The organism is Paraburkholderia solitsugae (assembly GCF_013177695.1).
GTDB classification, from domain to species: domain Bacteria; phylum Pseudomonadota; class Gammaproteobacteria; order Burkholderiales; family Burkholderiaceae; genus Paraburkholderia; species Paraburkholderia solitsugae.
On the sequence record NZ_WOEY01000066.1, the window covers coordinates 81813 to 105717 of the forward strand.

Annotated in this window: 24 protein-coding genes and 1 pseudogene; 17 read left to right on the forward strand and 8 right to left on the reverse strand. The window is 57.7% G+C overall.

Annotated features, from left to right (window positions below; all coding sequences use genetic code 11):
• The first annotated feature begins 75 nt into the window (after positions 1-75).
• From GNZ12_RS17390 to GNZ12_RS17415, 6 genes are read left to right on the forward strand one after another with little or no spacing between them, the layout of a single operon-like run.
• Positions 76-990 carry a dioxygenase family protein gene (locus GNZ12_RS17390; RefSeq protein WP_172311886.1) on the forward strand — a complete coding sequence of 305 codons (915 nt, stop codon included), beginning with the start codon at positions 76-78 and terminating at the stop codon, positions 988-990.
• Positions 991-1004: 14 nt separating this feature from the next.
• Positions 1005-1754: an SDR family NAD(P)-dependent oxidoreductase gene (locus GNZ12_RS17395; protein ID WP_172311888.1), complete on the forward strand. Its 750-nt coding sequence runs from the start codon at positions 1005-1007 to the stop codon at positions 1752-1754.
• A gap of 24 nt (positions 1755-1778) precedes the next feature.
• Positions 1779-2660: a BKACE family enzyme gene (locus GNZ12_RS17400; protein ID WP_172311890.1), complete on the forward strand. Its 882-nt coding sequence runs from the start codon at positions 1779-1781 to the stop codon at positions 2658-2660.
• Positions 2657-3193 carry a gamma carbonic anhydrase family protein gene (locus tag GNZ12_RS17405; protein WP_172311892.1) on the forward strand — a complete coding sequence of 179 codons (537 nt, stop codon included), beginning with the start codon at positions 2657-2659 and terminating at the stop codon, positions 3191-3193. Before GNZ12_RS17400 ends, GNZ12_RS17405 begins: the two co-directional genes overlap by 4 nt.
• Before the next feature lie 11 nt (positions 3194-3204).
• Positions 3205-4182, forward strand: coding sequence for a quinone oxidoreductase family protein (locus tag GNZ12_RS17410; RefSeq protein WP_172311894.1), 978 nt, complete (start codon positions 3205-3207; stop codon positions 4180-4182).
• Entirely contained in the window at positions 4179-4514 is a 336-nt protein-coding gene (locus GNZ12_RS17415) for a cupin domain-containing protein (protein ID WP_172311896.1), read from the forward strand. The genes GNZ12_RS17410 and GNZ12_RS17415 overlap by 4 nt, the downstream gene beginning before the upstream one ends.
• Before the next feature lie 142 nt (positions 4515-4656).
• Here GNZ12_RS17415 and GNZ12_RS17420 read toward each other — a convergent pair whose 3' ends face one another.
• From GNZ12_RS17420 to GNZ12_RS17445, 6 genes are all read right to left on the reverse strand, one after another.
• Positions 4657-4986, reverse strand: coding sequence for a DUF4148 domain-containing protein (locus GNZ12_RS17420; protein ID WP_172311898.1), 330 nt, complete (start codon positions 4984-4986; stop codon positions 4657-4659).
• Between the two features lie 137 nt (positions 4987-5123).
• Positions 5124-5972, reverse strand: a complete 849-nt coding sequence (locus GNZ12_RS17425; RefSeq protein ID WP_235993776.1) for an isochorismatase family protein — start codon at positions 5970-5972, stop codon at positions 5124-5126.
• 207 nt (positions 5973-6179) lie between these two features.
• Positions 6180-6812, reverse strand: coding sequence for an isochorismatase family protein (locus GNZ12_RS17430; RefSeq protein ID WP_172311900.1), 633 nt, complete (start codon positions 6810-6812; stop codon positions 6180-6182).
• 94 nt (positions 6813-6906) lie between these two features.
• The gene (locus tag GNZ12_RS17435; RefSeq protein ID WP_172311902.1) at positions 6907-7812 is read right to left on the reverse strand and encodes a LysR substrate-binding domain-containing protein; all 906 of its coding nucleotides are present in this window, start codon (positions 7810-7812) and stop codon (positions 6907-6909) included.
• Between the two features lie 476 nt (positions 7813-8288).
• Positions 8289-8615 carry a high-potential iron-sulfur protein gene (locus GNZ12_RS17440; protein ID WP_172311904.1) on the reverse strand — a complete coding sequence of 109 codons (327 nt, stop codon included), beginning with the start codon at positions 8613-8615 and terminating at the stop codon, positions 8289-8291.
• Positions 8616-8774: 159 nt separating this feature from the next.
• On the reverse strand, positions 8775-9557 hold the full coding sequence (locus GNZ12_RS17445; RefSeq protein WP_172311906.1) for an IclR family transcriptional regulator: 783 nt from the start codon (positions 9555-9557) through the stop codon (positions 8775-8777).
• Positions 9558-9919: 362 nt separating this feature from the next.
• Here GNZ12_RS17445 and GNZ12_RS17450 point away from each other — a divergent pair, with 362 nt between their 5' ends.
• From GNZ12_RS17450 to GNZ12_RS45775, 11 genes and pseudogenes are all read left to right on the forward strand, one after another.
• Positions 9920-11158: an alpha/beta hydrolase family protein gene (locus GNZ12_RS17450; protein WP_235993777.1), complete on the forward strand. Its 1239-nt coding sequence runs from the start codon at positions 9920-9922 to the stop codon at positions 11156-11158.
• A 103-nt stretch (positions 11159-11261) separates the two neighbouring features.
• Positions 11262-12644 carry an MFS transporter gene (locus tag GNZ12_RS17455; protein WP_172311908.1) on the forward strand — a complete coding sequence of 461 codons (1383 nt, stop codon included), beginning with the start codon at positions 11262-11264 and terminating at the stop codon, positions 12642-12644.
• Positions 12645-13016: 372 nt separating this feature from the next.
• Positions 13017-14081, forward strand: coding sequence for a porin (locus GNZ12_RS17460; protein ID WP_172311910.1), 1065 nt, complete (start codon positions 13017-13019; stop codon positions 14079-14081).
• A gap of 34 nt (positions 14082-14115) precedes the next feature.
• Positions 14116-14607 carry a (2Fe-2S)-binding protein gene (locus GNZ12_RS17465; protein WP_172311912.1) on the forward strand — a complete coding sequence of 164 codons (492 nt, stop codon included), beginning with the start codon at positions 14116-14118 and terminating at the stop codon, positions 14605-14607.
• A gap of 3 nt (positions 14608-14610) precedes the next feature.
• Positions 14611-16788, forward strand: coding sequence for a xanthine dehydrogenase family protein molybdopterin-binding subunit (locus GNZ12_RS17470; protein ID WP_172311914.1), 2178 nt, complete (start codon positions 14611-14613; stop codon positions 16786-16788).
• A 178-nt stretch (positions 16789-16966) separates the two neighbouring features.
• Positions 16967-17440 carry a GlcG/HbpS family heme-binding protein gene (locus GNZ12_RS17475; protein WP_172311916.1) on the forward strand — a complete coding sequence of 158 codons (474 nt, stop codon included), beginning with the start codon at positions 16967-16969 and terminating at the stop codon, positions 17438-17440.
• Positions 17437-18600, forward strand: a complete 1164-nt coding sequence (locus GNZ12_RS17480; RefSeq protein ID WP_235993778.1) for an acetamidase/formamidase family protein — start codon at positions 17437-17439, stop codon at positions 18598-18600. The genes GNZ12_RS17475 and GNZ12_RS17480 overlap by 4 nt, the downstream gene beginning before the upstream one ends.
• Complete coding sequence (locus tag GNZ12_RS17485) at positions 18593-19165, forward strand: RidA family protein (protein WP_235993779.1); 573 nt, start codon at positions 18593-18595, stop codon at positions 19163-19165. The genes GNZ12_RS17480 and GNZ12_RS17485 overlap by 8 nt, the downstream gene beginning before the upstream one ends.
• On the forward strand, positions 19162-20247 hold the full coding sequence (locus tag GNZ12_RS17490) for an amidohydrolase family protein (protein ID WP_172311918.1): 1086 nt from the start codon (positions 19162-19164) through the stop codon (positions 20245-20247). Before GNZ12_RS17485 ends, GNZ12_RS17490 begins: the two co-directional genes overlap by 4 nt.
• Positions 20248-20291: 44 nt before the next feature.
• Positions 20292-20762, forward strand: coding sequence for a RidA family protein (locus GNZ12_RS17495; protein WP_172311920.1), 471 nt, complete (start codon positions 20292-20294; stop codon positions 20760-20762).
• A gap of 87 nt (positions 20763-20849) precedes the next feature.
• Positions 20850-20972: pseudogene (locus GNZ12_RS45775) on the forward strand (DUF3331 domain-containing protein); the annotation flags it as partial.
• Between the two features lie 122 nt (positions 20973-21094).
• Here the strand turns inward: GNZ12_RS45775 and GNZ12_RS17505 are convergent.
• Both GNZ12_RS17505 and GNZ12_RS17510 read right to left on the reverse strand, forming a co-directional pair.
• Positions 21095-22243 (reverse strand): porin, encoded by a 1149-nt coding sequence (locus GNZ12_RS17505; RefSeq protein ID WP_172311924.1) that lies wholly within the window; start codon positions 22241-22243, stop codon positions 21095-21097.
• Positions 22244-22875: 632 nt separating this feature from the next.
• The gene (locus tag GNZ12_RS17510) at positions 22876-23769 is read right to left on the reverse strand and encodes a helix-turn-helix domain-containing protein (protein WP_172311926.1); all 894 of its coding nucleotides are present in this window, start codon (positions 23767-23769) and stop codon (positions 22876-22878) included.
• Positions 23770-23905: the final 136 nt, after the last annotated feature.

The following is a 23905-nucleotide window of genomic DNA, read 5'->3' on the forward strand; positions in this document are numbered from 1 at the left end:
TAAGTTGAGAATGCCAACCTTTGACACGGACAGAACTGCGCGATATTATGCAATCGATTGCACAGGAGATTGAGCATGCCGGATAAAACAAAGCGCAGCAGTATCGTCACCGACGCCGCGTCGGTTACCGGGATCGTCCTCGCGGCGATGAGTCACACCGATAACCCGCGCCTTAAGGAAATCATGAGCGCACTGGTTGAGCACGGCCATGCGTTCCTGAAGCAAATCAAACTGACCGACGAAGAATTCGAGCAGGGCCTGGATTTCGTCAGACAGGTTGGGTTGACCTGCACGGACAGCCACAATGAAGTCGTGCTTCTAGCCGACGTGCTTGGCTTGTCCACGCTAGTCAAGACGCTAAACAACTCGGCGCATGACGACCGCACGGGCGGCGCATTGCTGGGTCCGTTCTATCGCGGTGGCTCGCCGCGCTACGAGCCAGGTGAATCCATCGTGCAGGGCAATACGCCGGGCTCGCCAATCTTTGTTCGTGGGCAGGTGCTCAACACCCGTCACGAGCCTGTACCTAACGCGATGGTCGACGTCTGGCAGGCATCGACCGTGGGCCTATATGAAAACCAGGACCCGGACCAACCCGAGATGAATCTGCGCGGCCATTTCTTCACTGACGAAAACGGCGCGTTCAATTTCAGGAGCGTAAAGCCGGCCGGCTATCCGGTGCCTACTCACGGGCCCGTTGGGGTGCTGTTGCGTGAGCAAAAACGCCATCCGTACCGGCCCGCGCACCTCCATTTCGTTGTGGTTGCCGAGGGATACTCGACGCTGATTTCGCAGGTTTTTGCCGACGACGCCGAATATCTCGATTCAGACGTTGTGTTCGGCGTAACACGCGATCTGGTCGGCAGATTCGAGCGCCACGAAGCTGGCGCCGGCCCGAAACCGGAAATGAATGAGGTGTACTACACGCTCGAGTATGGTTTCGTGCTTGCGCAAGGCGTGCCGACGTACCCCACACCGCCCATCAAATGACAAGGATCGATCACATGGCTCAAGCTCTCGATAAAAAGGTGGCAGTGATTCTGGGTGGCACAGGTGGCATCGGTGCGGCCGCGGCACAGCGTCTCGCCCAGGCGGGTGCTCGTGTTGTCGTCGTGGGACAGAACGACCTCGGCGAGGCGCGAAGCGTCGCCGCTGGTCTGCCGGGTGATGGGCATAGCGCGGCGCTCGCGTCGATTACGGACAGCGACACGCTGAGCGCGCTCGCGCAAACCGTTCGCGACCACTATGGCCGCGTCGATATCGTGGTGAACACCGCAGGCTTCACGCAACCGGTCAAACACGCGGACCTCGACGCGCTGACTGACGAACTGATCGACGACATGTTCAAAGTCAACTGGCGTGGCCAGTTCGCGGTCATCCGTGTGTTTCGCGAACTGCTCGCCGCATCGGGCGACGGGCTGGTAGTCAACGTGTCGTCGATCTCGGCGACGACTGGCATCGGCAGCAACATTGCGTATTGCGCGGCGAAAGCCGGACTGGACATCATGGCCGCATCGCTTGGCCGTGCACTCGCGCCGCACATCCGCGTGATCAACGTGTCGCCCGGCGTGGTCGATACGACCTTCGTACCGGGGCGTGGTGCGGATTTCAACGACAAGGTTGCAGCGACTACGCCGCTTGGCCGGATCGGTACGCCCGACGATATTGCCGCCGCCATTGAAGCGTGCGCGACACACCTGAAGTTCACCACCGGCGTGACGCTCGTCGTCGATGGCGGCCGGCGTCTGAATTAGCCTGATCCAGTTTAAGGAAACGAAATGCACGCACGCAAAACCATTATCACCTGCGCGGTGACCGGCAATCTGACGAAGCCCGAGCAGCACCCAGGCTTGCCAGTTACGCCGGAGCAGATCGCGACCGCATCGCTCGACGCGGCGCGCGCTGGCGCAGCCGTCGTCCACATTCACGTACGCGACCCACAAACCGGACGTCCGTCAATGGACATCGCGCTTTATGATGAAGTGATCAAACGCATCCGCGCGGTGAACACGGATCTCATCATCAACCTGACTACGGGTCCGGGCGGTCGCTTCATCCCCAGCGACCAGGAGCCAAGGGTGGCGGCTCCCGGCACCACGCTGATGCGGCCGGAAGATCGCGTGGAGCACATTCTCGTGCTGCGCCCCGACATCTGCAGCCTCGACCTCAACACGATGAACTCTGGCGGCGATGTTGTCATCAATACGCCGAAGAACGTGACGCGTATGGCGGCGGTCATCCGCGAAGCCGGCGTCAAGCCTGAACTGGAAATTTTCGATTCAGGCGATATGAACCTCGCATTGGATCTGATGAAGTCTGGCGTGCTGGACGGCCCTGGCTTGTGGACCTTCGTGATGGGCGTCAAATATGGGTTTTCCGCGTCGCCCGAAACGCTGCTGTACGCGCGCAGCCTGCTGCCGGCGGGCGCGACCTGGGCGGCATTTGGCGTCGGCCGTTTCGAATTTCCGATGCTTGCGCAGGCGTGGCTCGCGGGCGGCCATGTGCGCGTGGGTCTCGAGGACAACATCTATATCTCGAAGGGCGTCCTCGCCGAAAGCAATGCGGCGCTGGTCGAACGCGCGCGCGACATCGTGCTTTCACTTGGCGGCGAACTGGCTTCCGCGCAGGAAGCGCGAGAACTGTTGGGGTTGAACCGATGAACGCCGCGCTTTCATCGGTGGCAGTCGCGCCGTCGCTGGACCCGAGCGCTTACGTCGCGCAGGGCACGAAGCTGATCGGCGATGTTAGCGTCGGGGCGCTGACGTCCATCTGGTTCAACTGCGTGTTGCGCGGCGACGTGCAGAAGATCGCGATCGGCAGCCGGACCAATATTCAGGATGGCACGATCATTCACGGAACCACCAACGGCTTGCCGGCCATCGTCGGCGATGACGTCACCGTCGGCCACGGAGCGATCCTGCATGCGTGCACGATCGAAGACGGGGGATTTGTCGGCTTTGGCGCGCGCGTGCTGGATGGTGCCGTTGTCCGCTCGGGCGGCATGCTTGCCGCGGGCGCGGTGCTGTCGCCGCGCAAGGTCGTAGGGCCGGGCGAATTGTGGGCGGGCAATCCCGCGCGCCTGCTGCGCGCGCTGACCGATCAGGAGCGCGAAGGAATGATTGCAGCGGCCGCACGTTATGTGGCGCTCGCGGACCGTTACAAGAGCGCTCAATTTGTCACTCTGACTTTTTAGGAACCCTGGAAATGAAAGCAGTTCGTGTCACGGCGCCGAGCGCCAATGTGGATTCGCTTGAGCTCAATATTACGGCTCAGTCGAAGCCAGAGGTTGGCTCCGATGAATGCCTGGTGCAGGTTGTCAGCGCCGGCGTCAACCCGAGCGATGTTAAGGCGGTACTGGGTGCAATGCCCCATGCGGTATGGCCGCGTACGCCGGGTCGCGATTATGCGGGCGTCGTGCTCGAAGGACCGGCGGAGCTGGTAGGTAAGGAAGTGTGGGGTAGCGGTGGCGAACTGGGCATTCGTCGCAACGGCTCGCACGGGCACTATATCAGCGTGCCCGCGAGCGGCGTACGCGCGAAACCGGCGAGTCTGACGATGGAAGAGGCGGGCTCGATCGGCGTGCCGTTTATCACCGCGTTTGAAGGATTGCGGCGCGCGGGCGGCGTCAAAAAGAGCGACGTTGTTCTCGTGCTCGGTGCGAATGGCAAAGTTGGACAAGCAACCATCCAGCTCGCGACCGTGGCTGGCGCGAAAGTGTTCGGCGTCGAACGTACCATTCAGCCTTATTTCGGCCATGCGAGTGGCGAGGTAACGATGATCGACGCGTCGTCACAGAACATCGATGAGGTGGTTCGCGAGTTGACCGATGGCCACGGTGCCGACATTGTGTACAACACCGTCGGTAGCCCTTATTTCGAGCAGGCTAATAAGGCGTTGGCGAAACGTGGCACGCATATTTTCATCTCGACGATCGACCGCGCGGTGCCATTCGACATCTTCTCGTTTTATCGCGGTCAGCACACGTATGTCGGTATCGACACGCTCGCACTCGACAGCATTGACGGCGCGCAAATTCTGGATCAGTTGCTGCCCGCATTTGAAAGCGGTGCGCTGAAGCCGTTTCCGATTGATCGTGAATCGGTCTTCTCACTCGACGATGCGGCGCTTGCGTATCAGGCCGTGTTGCGCGGCAGCACCAACCGCGTGTTGCTCAAGCCATGAACGTTACCCGTTTTGACGCGGCGCCCGATTATTTCCCCGACAACCATTTTCTGATGCGTTGTGTGAGACTGCAAGGGCACGAAGCAGGGCCAGCGGAATCGCTGTGGATAGGCGTATCGACAATCGAGCCTGGTGGCTACACGTCGTTGTCCGCATCTGCAGTCGAAAAGCACTATGTCGTGCTGACGGGCGAGCTCACCGTGCGGACCGACGAGGGCGCGGTGCTGTTGCGTGTCAACGATTCGTGCCGGCTCGCGCCGGGCGAGCGGCGCGCATTGCAGAATCTCTCTTCCGCGCCTGTTTCCGTACTGTTGGCAATGCCGCTTGTGTAGTCCCGCGTTCTCTCGCTAGCGCCTGCAAGCTTCACGCAACCCAGTGAGCTTGCAGGCGTCGTTAGGGCGAGCGCATGGTGCTTTGGTTAGGCCGGGTGAAAGGGCATTCAGGCGTGTGGATTAGACGCGCCCGCAAACCAGTTTATTGACTCGCCGGCTGGCCTGCATTTGCCTTTTTCTGTGCGTTTTGCAGGTTTTGTGGGTAGTTCTGGTCATTTTGGGCCGGCTGATATCCGTTGCTCTCCAATTTTTTCAGTTCGGCCGTGTTCTTCGCCCGCGCCTGCTTGCGAGCGGCCTTTCGCTGTGCCTTTTGCTGGGCTTTTTGCTGTGCCTTTGTGCTGGGCGCTGAAGCGGCCGTACTATCGGTTGCGGAACTGCCGCTAGACTGGGCTAGCGCGGGAACGACGGAGCTCAGCATCAACGCGCCTGACGCGAGCAAAGCCAACAGTTTCCTTGCCTGCAGTAACTTCATATTTTTCTCCGTTCGAGTATTGACAAGCAGGTCGCCGGACAGGGAGCCGGCGGCGAGAAGAAAAAGAGGGGGCCTGCGAGCGGGTTGCGCTGCCGTCTCGCCGGCTTATTCACTGCGGGCCGGGTTTGGTCCGCTAATCAGCCGGCCTGCGCCGAGGATTGCCAGTATTGTTTCAGACCGAACACCATGTTGCTGAAAGGAATGCCCAAGCCTGCATATACGGCCTGCGATTCAGGTGCCGCGTTGTCGCCGAGCAGCTCGACAGCAACCGTCGAGTATCCAACCGGGACGACGCCAGCTTGCACCATGCGGGCGACGCCGAGGTCTACCTGAATCTGTGAAAAACCGCCTGAGGCATCGACGACTGCGTACGACGTATATCCATCGCGTAGCGCTGCGATAGCGGGGAAGGCCAAGCATACGTCAGTGGAGATGCCAGTCACGATGATGTGTTTTCGACCCGTCGCCTGAACTGCACGGACGACTCGCGGGTCATCCCATGCGTTGACGGTGGTTCTTTCGATAACATCGTGTTTTGCCAGTGCGGCAGCCAGTTCGGGGATCATGGGTCCCCACATGCTTTCAGTCGTGGTCGTAACCACAATAGGGATGCCGAGCGCGAGGGCCGCCTTGGTGAGGCCGATCACATTATGCTTGAGTTCAAGGGTGGCAATGTCTCGCACCCCGGTGTAGAGCCCTTCTTGATGGTCGACGTGGAGCAGAACTGCGTTGTGTTTAGTGAGCCTTTCCTTAACGGACAACTGTCCTGTCATGACGCTCTCCTTGAGTTTTGGCGAACGACCATTCTGACACCGCCTGCTATGTTGAGGAGTGCTTTTATCGACCGATGGATTGGATTCAGTGTCCTGATTGATGAACGACATCCGAACTGAAAATCGTCTTCGAACAATTTTCAGTTCGGATGTCGAATAGGACTTTGCAGGAGATCGGCAATCCTGAAAAGACGGTCCACCATTGTCACTCATGAGCGGCCTGCCTCAGGGGATTGCTGCCTATGAGCAGACCGGCGCTTTCATTTCACCATCCAACCGGACTCCGGACATCATGATGAATTGGCTTTTCTCCAGAGGAGGCTCAGGCAATTGCAGGGCAATTGAAGACTGGGGTTGTCCATATGTAGGCTCCGGGCACCGGCCGATATGGCAGGTGCCCTCACGAGCGTGCTTGCCGAATCAACTTGCGGCAGGTTTTTCCCAATATCGTTTAAGACCGAAGACCATATCGGCGAACGGCAATCCAAGGCCTGCGTACACTGCCTGTGCTTCTGGAGCCGCATTATCACCAAGCAACTCGACCACGACATTGGAATAGCAAACAGGTATGACGCCCGCCTGACTCATGCGGAGTACACCGAGCATCCCCTGGGTCTGGGTGAATGCGCCTGACGCGTCGATTACCGCGTAAGACGTAAAGCCGTCACGCAATGCGGCTAGTGCTGGCAGGGCAAGACACACGTCTGTAGAGATGCCCGTCACGATTAGATGTTTGCGCCCCGTGGCCCTGACAGCTTCGACAACGCGAGGTTCATCCCACGCACTAACAGTCGTTCGCTCGATGACTCCCTGTTCTCCCAGCAGGGGCATCAATTCGGGAATCAGAGGCCCCCACATGCTTTCGGTGGTTGTCGTGAACACGACCGGAATCTGCAGGGCTAACATTGCTTTGGTCAATCCGACTACGTTGTGCTTCAGTTCAAGCGTACTGATGTCACGCACACCCGTGTACAGACCTTCCTGGTGATCGACGTGAAGCAGGAGTGCGTTGTTGCGTGTAAGCTTTTCGGGTTGGCTACGTGAACCGGTCATGTCGTACTCCGTGAGGGGCGAAAGAAACGATCAGGCGGCTGAATTCAGGGTAGTGCACCGTAGTGGTCACGTAAACATGGGCACCCGGGACGCGCTAGATCGTCACCGCCCTGGGCATCTCAGCCACAAGAAAATCCAGCAATGCACGGATAGATGGCAATAGCCCCTGACGGTAGGGAACTAGCGCAGTTATCCTGGCTTCCGCAGCCGTCCAGTCCGGAAGGACGCGGACGAGGCTGCCTGCGCGAACCTCATCGCGGCACACGTATCCCGGCAGCGCCACAATTCCCAGCCCCGTTTTCGCAGCCTGCTTCAGGCTTGCCATGCAGTCAGTCATAAGCCGTGGTTCCAGCCGCACCGTATACGCTCGTTGATCCGCATGCTGCAGGGTCCATTGATACGGGACGCCTTCACGCACCATGAAGAGTGCGGGACGCTCCGACAACTCCTCGGGAGTGGATGGCAGACCGGCTTGTTCGGCATAGCCGGAGCCGCAGAACAGCATCCATGGGGTAAACGCTAGCGGTCGCTGGACCAGCTGAGAATCCGGTAACGGTGATGAGTGCGCCCTGATCGCAAGGTCGAAACCCTCAGCAACGATATCTACCTCCTCGTCAGACGTTTGCTGAAAGATTCTTACTTTCGGATATCTCTCGCTGAACACTGGCAGCAGATCCCGCATTGCAAACTGCGCCGTTGCAACCGCCACTGATATACGGATCAGGCCGCTGGGTTCCGTCATCCTGCGTCGCACCCCATTTTCTGCGGCCTCCGCGTCCTGGAGCATTAGCGCCGCGTGAGTATAAAACTCGGCGCCTACGTCAGTCACAGCGAACTGCCGGGACGTACGATTGATCAGGCGGGCATCAAGGGCGATCTCAAGCTGTTGGATCCGATGGCTGATCGTCGACTTCGGGACCGAGAGCGCACGTGCCGCCGCCGTGATGCCCTTGTGATCCACCACATGGACGAAGTAATAGATAGCGTTGAGATCGAGCATTGAAGTACCGTCCTCATGTGAGCGACGGCAGTGGGCCGCCCGGAGCGTCGGTGGCGACACGTCTTTCGTCGCAGGTGTTCACTGCTTTTACATAAAAAAAGTTTGTTTGTGCATTAGGTCTTTCCGGAGGCAGGCTTTCCGCTTCACGAGACGATGCGGGTGCAGGAGATAATCCGACAGCCTTTCGACAGCCGTATCACCAAAACGGCAAGCGAATGGTCGGGAAAGTCTGTCGACCCAACCTCCTGATCTATGGATGCTCGAGCTATAACGCAGCGCTATGCGCGGTCGGGCGACTCCGGGAATTGCGCCGCCAGGTCGTCGTCAGATGGTGGAGGTAATAGCTGGAGGTTCGTTTGGGCAGGAAGCACTTCGTACTTCGCAGGATCGCCGGTGAACTCCGAACTCATCGCCGCAGCGATTTTTCGTGAGCCTTGCAAACCTGCACCGGCGCAGGTTTGCTAATTCATCGAGCTTCAGCCTTTCTTTGCGTAGGCACTGCACCAACCCGTGCTTGCAACAGATTTCCCAGCAAAAATAGGGCATCCGCCTGATACAGATCCCAGCTGTCCCTGATACAACGCGCAGTTTCCGCAGTTCTGGCCGGTAGAAAATTTTGGATACTTGGCCTTGTCAACATTGACTGCATTGGAGCGATAGCCCACGGCTTGAGCCATAGGGTCAGCGTCCTGAACCGGACTATCTGCTGCATAAGCCTCAGGGAGTTTTGCAAGTAGGACGGTCGAAACTACGGCTACGTTCATGAGCAAGAAGCTACGGCGACGCGAATCTACACGCTTCATGTGGTTATACCTATGTGATTGTGGGAGGGACCTGCGACTAAGAACGAATGGATGCCTATACCAAGGCAGCATTCGATGATAAACGCGCTTCCTCAAATGCAGGATGTACAAGGCGTTGGACGCATCGTCCGGCGAATTGAACGCTCCTGAAGGGTATAGTTAGCGCAGAGTTGCCGGGTCATTGTCACTCTTCAACGTGTGTTGAATATGCTTCGCCGTGCCTTGCAATTGCGTTGCCAATGTGGCGATGCGCTGACGGCTCATCCGTGAGTCGATCGCAGCAACGCTAATCGCCGCAATCGGACATCCCAATGTATCGCTGATATGAACCCCAACCGCCGATGTACCTAGCGTTACCCGGTTGCGTACATGTGCGTAACCGTTGCGCTGATAGTCGGCGATCGATGCGTACAAACTGGTTTTGGTCAATTTCCCCTGCATGAGAATATCGGGCGCAATGCTGCTTATGGTGTCTTCTCGCTCCTCGTCTGGTAATGCCGCGAGAATTGCAAGGCCGCCTGCGCCGAGTCCAAGCGGACGGCGGCTGCCTGCTTCAAGCGTCAGGACGCGCACTGGCGATGGTCCTTCCACACGTTCAATACAGACGGCTTCCGTGCCGCTGCGAACGACCAGATACACGGTGTCGCCCACTTCATCGGCGAACGCACGCATCAGTGTGCGGGCGGGTTGCCATATGTCGAATTGTGCTGTAGCTGCGACCCCAAGTTCGAATGCCAGCGATCCGAGCGCATAGCGTTTGCTACCTTCCAGTTGCCGCGCGAGGCGCTCCGATATCAGGCGCTGCAGCAGGCGATGGACGGTTGAATGGGACATGCCCGTCAAGCGCGCCAAGTCCGTTAGCGCAATGCCTCGACGCCCGGGCGTGGCCAGCAATCGCACAAGATGCAGTGCGCGCTCTACCGATCTTGAGGTGGCAACCATGTTTATTCTCGAGTACTTCCATGCCGTGGAAGTCTAGTGCTGAATGGAACGATTTGAAAGTGGGCGAGAGTAAAGATGGACATGAAAATTGACTTGAAACCCCTTGGAATAGGGCCTTTCGTGATTTCACATTGGTGTTCATCTAGCGGAAAACATCAGGTACCACATCTGCGGCCACATCTACCGTCCGACCATGCGGGCGTTTGAAGCGGATTGCCTGCAGCGAGACTACGACGGGGTTGGGAACGCCGTTCCCAGTGCTTTCAGAGATTGACCGAAACCTGAGCGCTGAAAAAGCGAAAGGACAATCGGCGCAATCACGGGACATTCGGGTAAGCAGTCGATGGACCGCTTCTCGTACGATGGCCTGGACTTCTCGTTCCAAGATCCCAGAAACGGCTGTCGTACATGGTCTCCAAGATATACATAAGGATTTCGAAATGTTTAAATATTTCCCCGATAACTACATGTGGTCCCTTTCTGTGATGCGTTGTCTTGCCAGCGGCGGTCACTTTGGTGAGATTCACTGGGCGCTGCAGGACCTGCAGGATGCTGCCAACGTTGCCCCGCAAGGCGACAACGAAGCATGGCACGCCGCGTGGAAAAAGCTCGCGGTTCAGGTGGAGGAAATTGGCCGCACCGCACTGAAAACGGGTAAGCACCAGACCGCTGCTTCTGCGCTGATGCGTGCGGCGCACTATTGGCAATGGGCCGAAGCCTTCGTCGAGCCGGACGACGATCGTGCTGCCAAGTCGTATGAACGCCATCTGACCTGCTTCCGCGATGCAGGCGGCTTGTTGCCGAACGCTATCGAAGTGGTCGAAGTTCCATTTGGGGACACTAGCCTTTCGGCGTACCTCGTCAAGGCAGAAGGCGCGTCCGGCCCGGCACCCGCAGTGATCCTTTCAGACGGTCTGGACGGCACTAAAGAGGAAATGGTGCTGATGGCGCAGGCTCTGGCCGCGCGCGGCATCTCCTGCCTGGCGGTGGACAACCCGGGGCAGGGCGCGACGCTGCGCCTAAAGGGGCTTAAGGCTCGCCACGATTCAGAGGTGGCAGCAGGCGCTGCCTACGACTACCTGGCGAGCCGGACAGACATCGTTGATTCCAGCCGCGTCGGCTTGATTGCGGCGAGCATGGGCGGATATTACGCACCGCGCGCTGTCGCATTCGAAAAGCGCGTAAAGGCATGCGTTGCGTGGGGCGCAATCTATGACTATCACGCGGTCTGGCTGCGTCGACTCAATCTGAAGCCCGGCGTAAAAGCAACGGTCGACTATCGCGCTGCGCTCGGAACGACCGGGAAACACCTGCTCAATATCATCGGCGCGACGGATTTCGATCAGGCTTTGCAGAAGTTTGAATCGTTCACGCTAAAGGGAGTGGCACAAAACATTACGTGCGACATCCTGCTGGTGCACGGCGAGGACGACAAGCAAACTCCGTTGTCGGATGCGCAAAAGCTTTACGAAGAAATCGGTTCGAAGAACAAAGAGCTGCGGGTGTTTACGCGTGCTGAGGGCGGTGCGGCACACGTTCAACTGGATCGGCAGGAACCCGCGGTAAGCCTGATCGCGGACTGGATGGCGGACCACCTCTGATCGCAGAGGCGCCATGAAGTGCACCCCGTCGATCTTGCCTTCCGGCGCCCGCCGGTTGTGCGGGATCGCCGGGCCAACGCGATCAGAATCGAGGGATTTAGCATTGAACTACGTATCCGACCGAGCCCCTGCTTCGGCAAACCTGGAAGGCTTGAATGTCATCAAGCTGATCGAAGAGAGCACGCTGAGCGCTTTCCAGATCAGGGTCTTCTGTCTCTGTGCGCTGGTGGCGTTGATCGACGGCTTTGACAGTCAGCTACTCGGTCCGGCTGCCCGCTCGATCGCGCTGTCGCTGGATCTCCGGGTCGCCGATTTTGGTTCCATATTCAGCGCCTCGCAGGTTGGATTTTTCATTGGGGCTCTCGCTTTCGGGCCCGCCGCCGACCGCTGGGGGAGGCGCTGGCTGCTCATTGCGACGACGTCGGTCTTTGCAACTTTCACGTTGTTCACGGCGCTGGCCCATTCATTTGGTTCGCTCCTCCTTTGCAGGCTGTTTGTAGGTCTTGCATTGGGTGGTGCCTCGCCGAGTTTCATTGGGCTCGCAGCAGAGTATCTGCCGCTACGCCGGCGGACGCAATTTGTGACGATGCTGTGGGCCGCGGTGCCGCTCGGCGGGATGTTGGGCGCGATGGCAAGTACAGCGCTGATCCAGACCGCGGGCTGGCAGGCATCGTTTTACGTTGGCGGTATTGTCCCGCTTCTTGTCGCGCTGTCACTAGTTTTCTTTCTTCCAGAATCGATCAGCTTTCTAGTAGCGCGAGGTGCTTCTCCTGAAAAAGTACGCTCGATTGTCGAGAAAGTGGCACGCGGTACGGTAGCGCATGTGGATCGATTCATCGTCGACACGCCAACATTGCAAAGCACGCCCTTGAAAGCGCTTTTCACGCATGGCCGTACTGTGCCGACGTTGTATCTGTGGACATTGTGTTTCATGGCTTGGATGGCGCTGATCGTGGTTTCATTCTGGACTCCGACACTGATTCAGAACGTCGGGTTTTCGGCATCTGCGGCGGCAGCTACCCTGCTGTTCAACAACGTCGGCGCGGTTGTCGGAACGGTTCTAATCGGTTCGCTGATGCATCGCTTTGGAAACTTTAGAGTCCTGACCCTGAGTTTCTTCGCAGCTGCCTGGGCAGTTGGCGCGCTCGGCACGTTCACATCCGCTTTCAGCCACGTAGTAATCAGTTCGACGCTCGCGGGATTCTTCCTGTCGGCGAGTTGCGCGGGCCTTATAGCCATTGCCGCGGGCTCGTACCCGGTATCAATCCGGTCAACAGGTATCGGTTGGGCAATCGGTGTCGGTCGCATTGGCTCAATCGTTGGCCCGCTGCTTGCGGGGCGCCTGCTTGCACTCAACTGGAGCGTCCGCGACATCTACCTGGCGCTGAGCGTCCCATGCTTGTGTGCGGTGGTTCTGGTCATACTCCTGCGGCGCAACGCAAACAGCCGCTCCGGATCGGGTCGCGACGCGTTCTCCACGGGTTGACAATTCTGAATGCATGCGCAGATCGGCAGCGCGTCGAAACAGCGCTTTTCTGGCGAGCGGCACTGAGTCGCACTGGCTATTCCGTGCTTATCGTGCATTGCTTTCCACGTTGCTTGTTTAGTGTCATCAGCGTGTATTCCATGCGATGCTTAAAAACTTGCCGCGCCGTACATTGGAGTTTTTCTGTCTGTCGAATACATTTCGGATAACTATCGGACGGGATGGTAAGTTCACAGACAATGGGGCTAATGATGCTTTATTTGATAGCGTAACTTTGATACGTGACAAACAGGTTGAGCGATATCGGAAGCATGCATTGCTGCGTTCCGACATTATCGATGAAAGTAAAACCAAAACACAACGGAGATCACAATGAGGAAGTGTCTGCTAGCATCGGCCATTCTGGTTCCAATGATCGGGACGGCAAATGCGCAGTCGAGCGTAACGCTCGCGGGCATTGTCGATGGGGGAATCGGATTTCGGACCGGCGCGAGCTCGAACAACAGCACGCAATGGGCATTTCAGTCAGGCGCGGTGCAAACCAGCCAGATCGTGTTCAGTGGTACAGAAGATCTGGGTGCTGGATACTCGACGTACTTTTACCTCGCATCCGGCTTCTTGCTCGGCAACGGTGCATTCACGAATGCCCGTCTTCCCGCCTCGTCGGGTACCTACATCTTCGACCGCGGCGCATGGGTCGGTCTTAAAGGTAGTTTCGGTTCGGTACAGTTGGGCCGTAGCTACACGCCTTTCGCCGACGTGCTGTATCGATCGGACGCCAGTGGTTACGCGAATTTCGCATCGCTTTCCAATACGATTTATCAAAATCTGACTGGCATTACTGGCGCGCAATACACGTGGAGCAACAATGCGGTCAAGTATTTGTCGCCGACGTTCGGCGGGCTGAGCGCCGAGTTGATGCAGAGCCTGGGTGGAGTGGCCGGCGATTTTGCGGCTGGGCGCGTGAGGTCGGCGGCGATTTTCTACAGCTATGGCGGCTTTGCGTTGAACGGCGCGTATCTCGACGCCAATGATCCAGGAGGTACCTCGGACGACAAGCTGGTGGCACGGTCTTTTACCGTGGCCGCGGTCTATACCGGTGAGCACTTCAAGATTGGTCTCGATGCTGCGAATTTCAAGAACCCAGTGCTCGACACGAATCAGACCTTCTATTCGGTTGGAGCCACATATCACCTCTCGCCAACAAACGATATCGTTGCGGACTACACGTTTCTCGCAGATAAGGTTGCGGACAGAGACGGCAGCTATGTCAAGCTCGGCATACATCACTACCTGTCGAAGCTGACGGACTTGTACGCCGAAGGCGGCATCGCACGCAATCATTCAAAGGGCGCGGTGGGTATCGCAAGCGTATTTCCTTCAAGTCCAGGTATCAACCAGACCGGGTTAATGGTTGGCGTGCGGCACTTCTTTTAACGCTGGACGGAATATGCACAGGTAAGGACGGCGGATGAAACTGACCATAAACGGTGATTCGTATGAGGCTGATGTTGAGCCGGAAATGCCTCTGCTCTGGGCTATACGAGATGAAGTCGGACTAACTGGCACGAAGTTCGGCTGCGGCATCGGTATGTGCGGCGCGTGTTCAATTCATCTCGACGGCCAACTCGTGCGCTCATGCATCCTTCCTGCGTCGTCCGCCGAGGGCCGTAAGGTCACTACGATCGAAGGGCTCTCGGGAAAGGGCGCGGAATTGCAGCGTGCGTGGATAAGCGTCCAGGTGCCGCAGTGTGGCTATTGTCAAAGTGGCATGCTGATGGCCGCAACAGACCTGCTGACCCGCACCCCACATCCGGACGATGCGGCGATCGATGCCGCCATGACCAACATCTGTCGGTGTGGCACATATGCCCGAATCAAGGAGGCGATTCATCTGGTGGCGAACGGAAAGGAATCTTCCCCGGTCGACAAGAAGAGTCAGAGGAAAAGGACTGAAGGATAGAGCATGACGGCCATCCCTGAATCAGTCAGACTGTCTCGCCGGCGCTTTCTCAAGGCCTCCGCCGCAGCGGTCCCGGGCTTCGTGCTCGGTTTTCACCTGCCTGCCGCGATGGCTGGAAAAGCGGGCGCAGCCGCTGCCGTCAGCGATCCGGTGGACATCAATGCGTGGATTCGCATCGCCCCTGAGGGCGATATCACACTTGAGGTCGCCCGAGTCGAGATGGGACAGGGCATCGCGACCGCGTTGCCGATGTTGATCGCGGAGGAACTTGAGTGCGATTGGAAGGATGTGCGGATGGTGTTCGCATCGCCGGCCGAGAACATTGCGCGTAACAACGCATTCGTGACGATGATTACTGGCGACAGCCGCAGCGTTCGCGATTCACAGCAGTACCTGCGGCAAGCGGGAGCTAGCGCATGCTTCATGCTCAGACAGGCTGCAGCACAGCACTGGAATGTTGGCCTGGAGGAATGTAGCGCGAGCAGAAGCCGTGTGATTCATGCCAAAAGCGGGCGTCATCTTAGCTATGGAGAACTGGCCACCGCGGCCGGAGCGCTGCCGGTTCCCAAAGACGTGAAACTCAAGGATCAATCCGCGTGGACGTTGCTAGGGAAGCCCCATCAACGCCTCGACTTGCCGGCAAAAGTGAATGGCACGGCACAGTTCGGCATGGACGTTCACGTGCCGGGTATGCTTTACGCCGCGATTGTGCAGTGTCCGGTGTTCGGCGGAAAGCCGGTTTCAGTAGACAGCAGCGAAGTCGATGGCAAGCGGGGCATCGTCAAGGTGCTGACAATCGATAATTTCGTCGCAGTTGTCGGTGATAACTGGTGGCGGGCACAGCAAGCAACAAAGTTGCTGAAGATCACATGGGATTTCAACGGTCACGATAAAGCCGACGACGGAAGCATTCGCGCGTTTCTCGAAGAGGGTTTTATAAGTGGTCTGAAGCCGGTACGGCAGCAGGGCGACGCCACGGCCGTCTTCAGCGGCGCCGCCAAAACGCTCGCAAGCGAATACTTTTCGCCATTCCTCGCGCACACGACGATGGAGCCGCAGAATTGCACTGCTCGCATTGACGGCGACAAGGTGGACCTGTGGGCGCCTTCCCAAGGTCCCGACATATCGCTTGGTATCGCCGCGGATATTGCCGGTGTGCCCAAGGCGAACGTGACAGTCCACCGCCTTTATCTCGGCGGCGGTTTTGGTCGGCGCGGGATCAGCCAGGATTACGTCCGACTCTCCATGCTAATTGCGAAGCGGATGCCCGGCCGAGCCGTCAAGATGGTCTGGAGCCGGGAAGAAGACGTGCAACACGACTTCTATCGTCCCGCGTCAATCGTTCGGCAACGTGTCGCGCTCGATGAAAGCGGCCAGATGATTGCGTGGAAAATCGACGTGGCATCACCCTCAGTGCTCGGTGTGCTGCGACCTGCGGCGCTGAAAGACGGGGTTGACCTGATGCCGACCGATGGCTTTCGGGACATGCCTTACACGGTGTCGAACCTCGACGTCAGGTACGCGATGCGCAACACGGCGGTTCCAGTTGGCTTCTGGCGTGCCGTGTACCACTCGCAAAATCCGTTTGCGCGTGAATGTTTTATCGACGAAGTCTGCGCATCTACGAATCAAGATCCAGTCGCCTATCGCCGAAAATTGCTCGTCGACCACCCGCAACTCGCCTCGTTGCTGGACGCCGTTGCGAAGGCGTCGCAATGGAATGAGCCGCGCGATGCGGGGCGAGGTGTCGGCGTTGCGGTCAACGAAATGGACAACACCTTTGTCGCGGCCACTGTCGAGGTCTCGATTTTGCCGAACAAAACGGTGAAGGTGGAGCGCGTAATCGTTGCAATCGACTGTGGTTACATCGTCAATCCGAACACGGTGACCGCACAGATTGAGTCTTGCGTGGTCTTTGGGATGAGTGCAGCGTTTTTAGGCGAGATCAACATCCGGGACGGCAAAGTCGTGCAAAGCAACTTCTCGGATTGCCCCGTCATGATGATGCGTCACATGCCGACAGTCGAATCGATATTGATGCCCTCTGGCGGTTTCTGGGGTGGTGTCGGAGAGCCACCTCTTTCCGTGTTGATCCCGGCGCTCGTCAATGCAATCGGTACTGCCACGGGGGAGCGGATACATTCGTTGCCGCTCTCGAAGCACGGATATCTTCTGGCTTGACGTATTCAAATTGCCTTGCAATGAACTTCGTCACGTTGTCGTAGTGCGATTGGCAAACGATTCGCTCGCAGGCAGCAATCGGCTGAAAAAAGCGGACTCTGCGATAAGGATTTGGGAGATCGCAGGTCTACGATGCATCTACCGACTTAACTTCTAATAGCTCTCTGGAGATAAAGCAATGACCGACACACATCACACCGGGGCGCAGGAAGTGCTGACCCGGTCAACCATTTCCTATGCGCAGGCAAGCAAAGTCATTGAAGCCACTATAGCCTTTGCGCAGAACAAGAATCTGCAACTGAGCATCGTTGTTCTCGATACGGGTGGCCATGTGGTGTCTTCCGCGCGGATGGACGGTGCGGGCTTCGTGACGATCGAAGTTGCGCGTGGCAAAGCCTTCGCGGTTGTCGCCACCGGAGGCACTCCGGGTGACGTTCTCGCAAAGCGCTATGAGGACAACCCGATGGTGTGGGGCAACGTCGCGTCTCTGGGCTATGGCGCTCCACTGTTGCCCGCACGCGGCAGTATTCCTATCTTTCTGAACGGCAGCCTCGTAGGCGCCGTTGCTGCAAGCGGTGCGCCGTCAGAACTGGACGAGCAGGCTGTTCGTGCAGGTATCGCCGCGATTGGTGCAAAGGATGCTCCGCAATGATGCGATCCGACGACGCTCAAATAGACGCAATGCCTTCGCAAAGCCGCCGTAGAGCGATAAAGCTCGGCAGCTCGCTCGGCCTCCTCGGTGTAGCCATGCCCTTCGCGGTCGAAACCATCGCGGCGCAAGTGGGCGGCCGTGTCCCGGCGAGTCGGGAGCATATTGTCGAGTCGAATGAACGGACGGTGCGGGTTGGAGTGGTCGATCCGAAAGCCGAAGCGGTTGTGACGATTGAATCCGGCGATGTGGTCCGCTATGTGAATACCTGGATCAACTGGGGTAACGAAGCGAAATACGGTATGAGCTTCGCAGAGCGTGAACCGATACGACGCAAGTACCCTCAAGGGCCGTATTCGCTGGTGGGTCCGGTGGCGATCAAAGGCGCGCATCCCGGTGATCTAATCGAATGCAGGATGATCAAACTGCGGCCAATCCAGTGGGGCTGGAACGCGGCTCCACGCGGCGTCGGTGCACTGCCAAAAGACTTCGACAAGCCTTACCTGAAGTATTTCCGTTTCGACAACGACCGGCGATACGCCAACTTCGCGCCTGGAATCCGTATTCCCTTGAAGCCGATTCAAGGCTTTATGGCAACGGCGCCTGCGTCAGACGAAACGAAGAGCGCGATTCTCGCTGGGCCCAACGGCGGCAATATTGCCTTGAGCGAACTTGTTGCGGGAACGTCGCTCTTTCTCCCGGTTTCACGGGATGGGGCAATGGTATGGACCGGCAACTCGCACGCCGCACAAGGCGATGGACAAGTCGATCAGACCACGATCGAAACCGCCATGGAAGACTTGCAGATTCAATACATCCTGCATAAGGGCGCATCTCTGCCGGGGCCGATGGCCGAAACGCCGACGCACTGGATCGGTCTTGGATTTGGGGAAACCATTGCCGACGCGCTCAAATCCGGTCTGCGCGAGCAGATCAAATGGCTCGCTGCAACCGCTGGAATAAGCGACGTCGAGGCCTATTCGATATACAGCATGGCCGGCAGTTTTCGCATCACTCAGTATGCCGACCAGGTCGCGAGCGCCTATAGCGTCATTCCCGCAAAGGCAGTCCACGGCATGCTGCCGAAGGCTGTTTTCACGCCCGAAATGCGCAATCAGATTGCAGCACGCACCCGGGCAGGCGGGTTGGCTGGCAATGTTTAACTCCCCGCGCTCGCCAGCACAACCCGGCGATGCTTTCAATCCAAGTCGTCTTCATTTTCAACACAAGCAAACAGAGGAACGCAACATGTTTTACGTTAACAGGCGATCGCTGGTCGCAATCATGTCGGCTGCTGCAGCATGCGTCACGATGACTTCGATGACGCCTGCGAAGGCGAACGAATATCTCACTACTCCCGCCACAGACCAGCGGGCGTATTCGCTGTCGGTTTCGACTCAAGGCGGCAAGACCGTCTACCTCGCCGGCCAACTGAATATCGCAGACCCCAACAACAAGCCGTTGCCTGGGGATTTCGACGGCCAGGCTCGCGCAGCTTTCCAGCGCATCCAGAAGACGCTCGAAGCATCGGGTGGCAAGCTGAGTGACATCGTATCGATGACTGTGTTCATTACCGACGTGCGCAACGGCGAACACTTCTCCGACATCCGCAAGGAATTTTTTGCACCGGGCAAGTATCCGGCGAGCGCACTGATCGCCATCCGCAATCTCGGCATTCCCGGCGCTCTGATCGAAATTCAGGCGACAGCAGTGGTGGGGGGGAAATGACAGCCAACGAATGCCAGCTTTGCGGTCCGGGACGGCGGAGGTTCTTCACTGGGCTGGCCGCGTTGGCCGCGAGCAGTCTGGTCGGCGTACCGTCCGTCCAGGCACAGACCGGCACGCCAGTCGTCGCGCCCGGACACGACTGGATCGATGTTCACCACCATCTGGTACCCCCGGGATACATGAGTCAGGTTCCGTCCGACGATGCCGTGCCCGGTGCGTCGGCCACACCGCGTCGCGCGCTGGACAACTGGACGGTCGCACATTCGATCGAACAGATGGATCAGACGGGCGTTGCGACTTCGATTCTGTCGATCAGTAATCCCGGCATATGGTTTGGCGACAACGCGAAAGCACGCAAACTGGCGCGCGACTCTAACGAGTACGGGGCAAAACTGGTGTCGAGCTATCCGGGGCGCTTCGGCATGTTTGCCGCGCTACCGCTACCGGACGTAGAAGGCAGTCTGCTTGAGATTGCCTACGCGCTCGACGTGCTGAAGGCGGACGGCATAGGGCTGTACACGAGCTATGGAAATAAGTGGCTCGGTGACCCGGCGTTCGAGCCGGTATTCGCCGAGTTGAACAGGCGCAAAGCACTCGTCTACACGCATCCAACCACCGCCGACTGCTGCCGCAATCTGCAAGCAGCCGTGTCGCCGAACGTCGTCGAGTATCAAACCGACACGACGCGCGCAATGGCCGAGATACTGGCTAGCGGCACTGCTTCGCGCTACCCGGATATGCGGATCATCTTTTCGCATGCAGGCGGAACGATGCCGTTCCTCATCGAACGGTTCATCGGCTGGGCGAGAAGTCCGCAGATCTCAAAGAATCTACCCAAAGGGCTGAAGTACGAGTTGGACCGCTTCTACTACGACACGGCGCAGACGTCCAACTCGGTGGCGATGGGCGCGCTGACCAAGGTCGTGCCCGACTCGCAGATCCTGTTCGGCACAGATTACCCGTTCAGAACGGTGGTCGAGCACGTGAAGAATCTCACCGAATGTGGTGTTTTCGACGACAAACGCCTGGGGGAAATCGGCCGCGGAAACGCACTCGCGCTGTTGCCCCGATTCAGAACGTAAGCCAATTCGTAAAGATTCCAATATCACCCTCTCAGGAGCATGAAATGAAAAATCTTAATCGCAAGAAGACAGTTTTTATCGCTTTGGCAGGTCTCTTGGCCGGCATCGGCGCGACGTCGAGTCAGGCAAAGGATTACATCACCACGCCGGATACGCAAGCGCGTGCCTATTCGCTGGCAGTGACGAGCGAAAATCCGAAAAAGACAGTTTATTTCGCTGGACAGACGGGGCGCTTCGGCCCGGATGGGAAGCCTATTGAGGATTTCGATGGTCAGGCAAGGCGCGCATTCACGGAGCTTGGCGAAACGCTGAAGAAGTCTGGCGGGAACCTGGGCGACATCGTGTCAATGACGGTCTTCATTACCGACGTACGTAACGGTGGGCATTTTGCCGACATCCGCAAGGACTTTTTCCCGGATGGCAAGTTTCCCGGCAGCGCTCTGATCACCGTCGATGGATTGATGGGCCAATCCAAAATCGAAATTCAAGGCGTCGCCGTGATTGATGGCAAGTAAGAAGACGCCCGTTTCACGATAGCGTATAGCTTCAAAAGCGCCACCGGGCTAGTTTGTGCCGGTGGCGTGTGCTTGATTACAGAGGGGATGTACTCTCGCCAGTCTCCGGCCCCAGACATGAGCCACGTCCATATCGAGATCCTCGAACGCTCCGATACGACCCTGACCCTGCGATGGGTCGAGCCCGGCCGATGCCATTACGGCGAGCAGGGGCGGCGTTGCGCGAAAGCATGGCTACGCGGCTCGCCGGCCCAGGCCGTGAGCCGCGTTTGCTACCAGCTGCAAAGACTGCCTTTGTCTCCTTGCGCCTTTGGGCGCAGTCGGTCAAGCACCTAGAACGAATGCCGGATGCCTAGCATGGTGCCTACCTGGCTCATCCCTTTCCCAGGCGTGGAGGCGCCACCGCTACTGACAGAGTAGGCCGCATGGGAACTGTTCTGCAAAATGGCCACCTGGGCATAGACAGCGGTGCGCACCGATAGCGCATATGTTGCTCGCATCATCTCCATGGTTGCCCGCGTGTCCTGCTGGCGATTGACGACGTGCTGCACCATAGCATCGAAGAACAATGCCGGCGACAGCTTGTACTCCGCCTCCAGTGCAAATTGATTCGACGTGACATCTGGAGTCGACGCGGAAGCGGAGTCGACTCGCCGATTCAGCCACACTGCGCCAAACGTAAGCTTGTCAAATTTCGCGTAAGCGCTCAATGCGAGGTGCGAGTCGCGATTTCCGCTATCCGTCAGACCTAGCGGGGCGAGGCCATTGAACAGATTGGCTGCGGCGCCTGGGCCGCCATTCTGGCGATCGTATGCTGCAGAAACGCCCCAGCTTGTGGCGTTGTACTGCAGCATAAGCGACCATTCAGCACACGCCTCAGTATTGCCGGGAATGCTACCAGCGCACGTGCCTTGGCCCGGCGAATTGGAGCCACCGGCAGGCGACGCATCGCGGCCAAACGAATAACTTGCACCGACGCTCAAGCCATTGAAACTCTTCCGGTAAGCCACGGTGTTGTCGCTGCGCGCATTGGCGATCCATGGGTCCAGGGCCGCGATCCCATATATGTCCGGTCCGATAAAATCAGCGGGCAGCAATGACCACGTCAACATCGAATATTGTCGCCCGAAGGTCAATGCGCCGAGTGGGCCATCGAGTCCCACAAAGGCTTGGCGGCCGAATAACCGGCCACCTTGGCCGAGGGTGCCGGTGCCGGGAGTAAAGCCGCTTTCGAGCGTAAATACCGCTTTGTAGTCGTTGCCAAGCGGTTCGGAGCCTGTCAAGCCCCAGCGCGACGGTAATTCTCCCGTATTGCCAGGCATGCGCGTGACCGAATTGCCCGTTGCGTTCGCATTGTGGATGTATTCGACGCCGGTATCGACGATGCCGTAGAGTGTCACGCTCTGCGCCTTAGCGGAACTGCACCAGGCCCCTGCCAACGTGGTTGCACTGACGATCGAAATAGCTGCGATCCGATTCATTGTTTCTCCAAAAAACCTATGCACTACTTATTTATGTAATGAAGCTTCAAAAAAACACTCGGACAGTCGAGCGGCCGTAAGACATTGGTCTCTTGCGCTCGGCCTGTTTCGGGCGTGCTGTTTCGGACACCACGAAGACGGCGTGCGGCGGTTAACCATCGTGGCAAAAGTGCTGACCAACGACAGCTGCCACCTAATTTAATGCAATCGATTGCAAAGGTACACTAGGTGTATACGCCCATGCCGCGTGCAAGCAAACCACCAATGAGTTGCGACTAGGCTGACTTGGTATCAGATGAGCGGCGTCGGACTGGGCCGCGTGGGCATCGTCACCGGGGAATTCCCATTCTTTTTGCAATCGTTTGCAGCTATGCTGCGTCCGCATCGGCTTCGAATCTGCGAATCGTATGAGGATAAAACGGGTAGGGCGTCCCGGTATGTCCGATTGCATGGACTTACCGTTCAATTTTCAGGACGATGAGGGAGCACGGTGTTCATTCAATCGAACACGTTCTGATCTGGAGAGCCTGGCACTCAAGCCTCAGAATCGGGCGCAATATGTACCAAAAGTACAGGGGACTCTGCGGTCACCGCCCCGTATATCCAAGGCGGTGGTACTAAGCTGATTGCGCTCAAGCGGGCAACAACTCGGCCGCCAGTTGCGCTTCCACGACCATCGAATTTCGACGAAACTCACTGGGTGGAACCGCCATGTGCTTTGTGAAGAAGCGAGTGAAATGACTGTGCTCTTCGAAACCAAGTTCAAGAGCGATGTCGATCAAAGGTTTAGTGCTACCGGTGAGCAACTTTATAGATAACGTCATCCGCGTCCAGTCGATGTAGTGCTGCGGCGGAATGCCAACACAGTTCTTGAACTGTTCGAAGAACCGCGATCGCGAAAGCCCGACATAGGCTGCGACGGTAGCGACCGAGGGGTTTTCCGCAGCGTTCGCATTGATATAGTCGAGCGCCTTGCGGATCCGGAAATCGGCCGATTTACCCGACGAACGGAAGCTCATCGTGAGTGCTGGGTCGGCAAAATCACGTACCACCGCTCGCACCAGGTCCTGAAGAATGGCTTGAGATACATCTTGGCTTGCGATCAGTGAATTCGTGATTGCCGCGGCCAGGCGGTCGACATGATGCCTCACGTCGGGCGTGCAAACCACGCTCGAAGACGGAAAGATGCGAGTCGCAGGACTTTCGGGAAGTTGCAGCAGTGAGCGCAGCCATTCAACCTCGATTACCAGCGACAAGATAACGGAGGGATTCGCAGTTGAGTCGGTCTTGGAGTGAGATTCCCACGGGTTAATTAGTAGTGCTCGACCATCTTCTAGCACATATGGCGTTTCACCGATGCGGAAGAAACTGTCACTGCCCGCCAGCTTGAAGAGAAATTGGTATTGTGCGTGCGCATGGGCGACCAGCGCACGACGGGTGAAGTTGACGCTGGCACGGCCAAATGGCCCTTGCAGTATCCGACTTGGTTTGGCGCTATCTTTCGATAGATCCTCCCTGCGTCCCATTTTTGCCTCCTACGGCCAACAGTGCGTGACCAACGCGAGATGAATTAACTAACGGACCATCTGGTAAACAATCGGTCTATATGGCCAGATGACAACTATCGATTGCCGTAGTCTCCTATCAAGGTAACTAGCATAG

What these genes read in the sequence shown, in the direction of transcription:
- GNZ12_RS17425 (WP_235993776.1), bottom strand. Translation starts at nt 5,972, where the DNA reads ATGAGTGACAATGGTGGACCGTCTTTTCAGGATTGCCGATCTCCTGCA.
- GNZ12_RS17475 (WP_172311916.1), top strand. Translation starts at nt 16,967, where the DNA reads ATGACCGACACACATCACACCGGGGCGCAGGAAGTGCTGACCCGGTCA.
- GNZ12_RS17435 (WP_172311902.1), bottom strand. Translation starts at nt 7,812, where the DNA reads ATGCTCGATCTCAACGCTATCTATTACTTCGTCCATGTGGTGGATCAC.
- GNZ12_RS17470 (WP_172311914.1), top strand. Translation starts at nt 14,611, where the DNA reads ATGACGGCCATCCCTGAATCAGTCAGACTGTCTCGCCGGCGCTTTCTC.
- GNZ12_RS17495 (WP_172311920.1), top strand. Translation starts at nt 20,292, where the DNA reads ATGAAAAATCTTAATCGCAAGAAGACAGTTTTTATCGCTTTGGCAGGT.
- GNZ12_RS17420 (WP_172311898.1), bottom strand. Translation starts at nt 4,986, where the DNA reads ATGAAGTTACTGCAGGCAAGGAAACTGTTGGCTTTGCTCGCGTCAGGC.
- GNZ12_RS17510 (WP_172311926.1), bottom strand. Translation starts at nt 23,769, where the DNA reads ATGGGACGCAGGGAGGATCTATCGAAAGATAGCGCCAAACCAAGTCGG.
- GNZ12_RS17400 (WP_172311890.1), top strand. Translation starts at nt 1,779, where the DNA reads ATGCACGCACGCAAAACCATTATCACCTGCGCGGTGACCGGCAATCTG.
- GNZ12_RS17480 (WP_235993778.1), top strand. Translation starts at nt 17,437, where the DNA reads ATGATGCGATCCGACGACGCTCAAATAGACGCAATGCCTTCGCAAAGC.
- GNZ12_RS17390 (WP_172311886.1), top strand. Translation starts at nt 76, where the DNA reads ATGCCGGATAAAACAAAGCGCAGCAGTATCGTCACCGACGCCGCGTCG.
- GNZ12_RS17450 (WP_235993777.1), top strand. Translation starts at nt 9,920, where the DNA reads ATGGCCTGGACTTCTCGTTCCAAGATCCCAGAAACGGCTGTCGTACAT.
- GNZ12_RS17465 (WP_172311912.1), top strand. Translation starts at nt 14,116, where the DNA reads ATGAAACTGACCATAAACGGTGATTCGTATGAGGCTGATGTTGAGCCG.
- GNZ12_RS17485 (WP_235993779.1), top strand. Translation starts at nt 18,593, where the DNA reads ATGTTTAACTCCCCGCGCTCGCCAGCACAACCCGGCGATGCTTTCAAT.
- GNZ12_RS17440 (WP_172311904.1), bottom strand. Translation starts at nt 8,615, where the DNA reads ATGAAGCGTGTAGATTCGCGTCGCCGTAGCTTCTTGCTCATGAACGTA.
- GNZ12_RS17410 (WP_172311894.1), top strand. Translation starts at nt 3,205, where the DNA reads ATGAAAGCAGTTCGTGTCACGGCGCCGAGCGCCAATGTGGATTCGCTT.
- GNZ12_RS17415 (WP_172311896.1), top strand. Translation starts at nt 4,179, where the DNA reads ATGAACGTTACCCGTTTTGACGCGGCGCCCGATTATTTCCCCGACAAC.
- GNZ12_RS17430 (WP_172311900.1), bottom strand. Translation starts at nt 6,812, where the DNA reads ATGACCGGTTCACGTAGCCAACCCGAAAAGCTTACACGCAACAACGCA.
- GNZ12_RS17405 (WP_172311892.1), top strand. Translation starts at nt 2,657, where the DNA reads ATGAACGCCGCGCTTTCATCGGTGGCAGTCGCGCCGTCGCTGGACCCG.
- GNZ12_RS17505 (WP_172311924.1), bottom strand. Translation starts at nt 22,243, where the DNA reads ATGAATCGGATCGCAGCTATTTCGATCGTCAGTGCAACCACGTTGGCA.
- GNZ12_RS17460 (WP_172311910.1), top strand. Translation starts at nt 13,017, where the DNA reads ATGAGGAAGTGTCTGCTAGCATCGGCCATTCTGGTTCCAATGATCGGG.
- GNZ12_RS17490 (WP_172311918.1), top strand. Translation starts at nt 19,162, where the DNA reads ATGACAGCCAACGAATGCCAGCTTTGCGGTCCGGGACGGCGGAGGTTC.
- GNZ12_RS17445 (WP_172311906.1), bottom strand. Translation starts at nt 9,557, where the DNA reads ATGGTTGCCACCTCAAGATCGGTAGAGCGCGCACTGCATCTTGTGCGA.
- GNZ12_RS17395 (WP_172311888.1), top strand. Translation starts at nt 1,005, where the DNA reads ATGGCTCAAGCTCTCGATAAAAAGGTGGCAGTGATTCTGGGTGGCACA.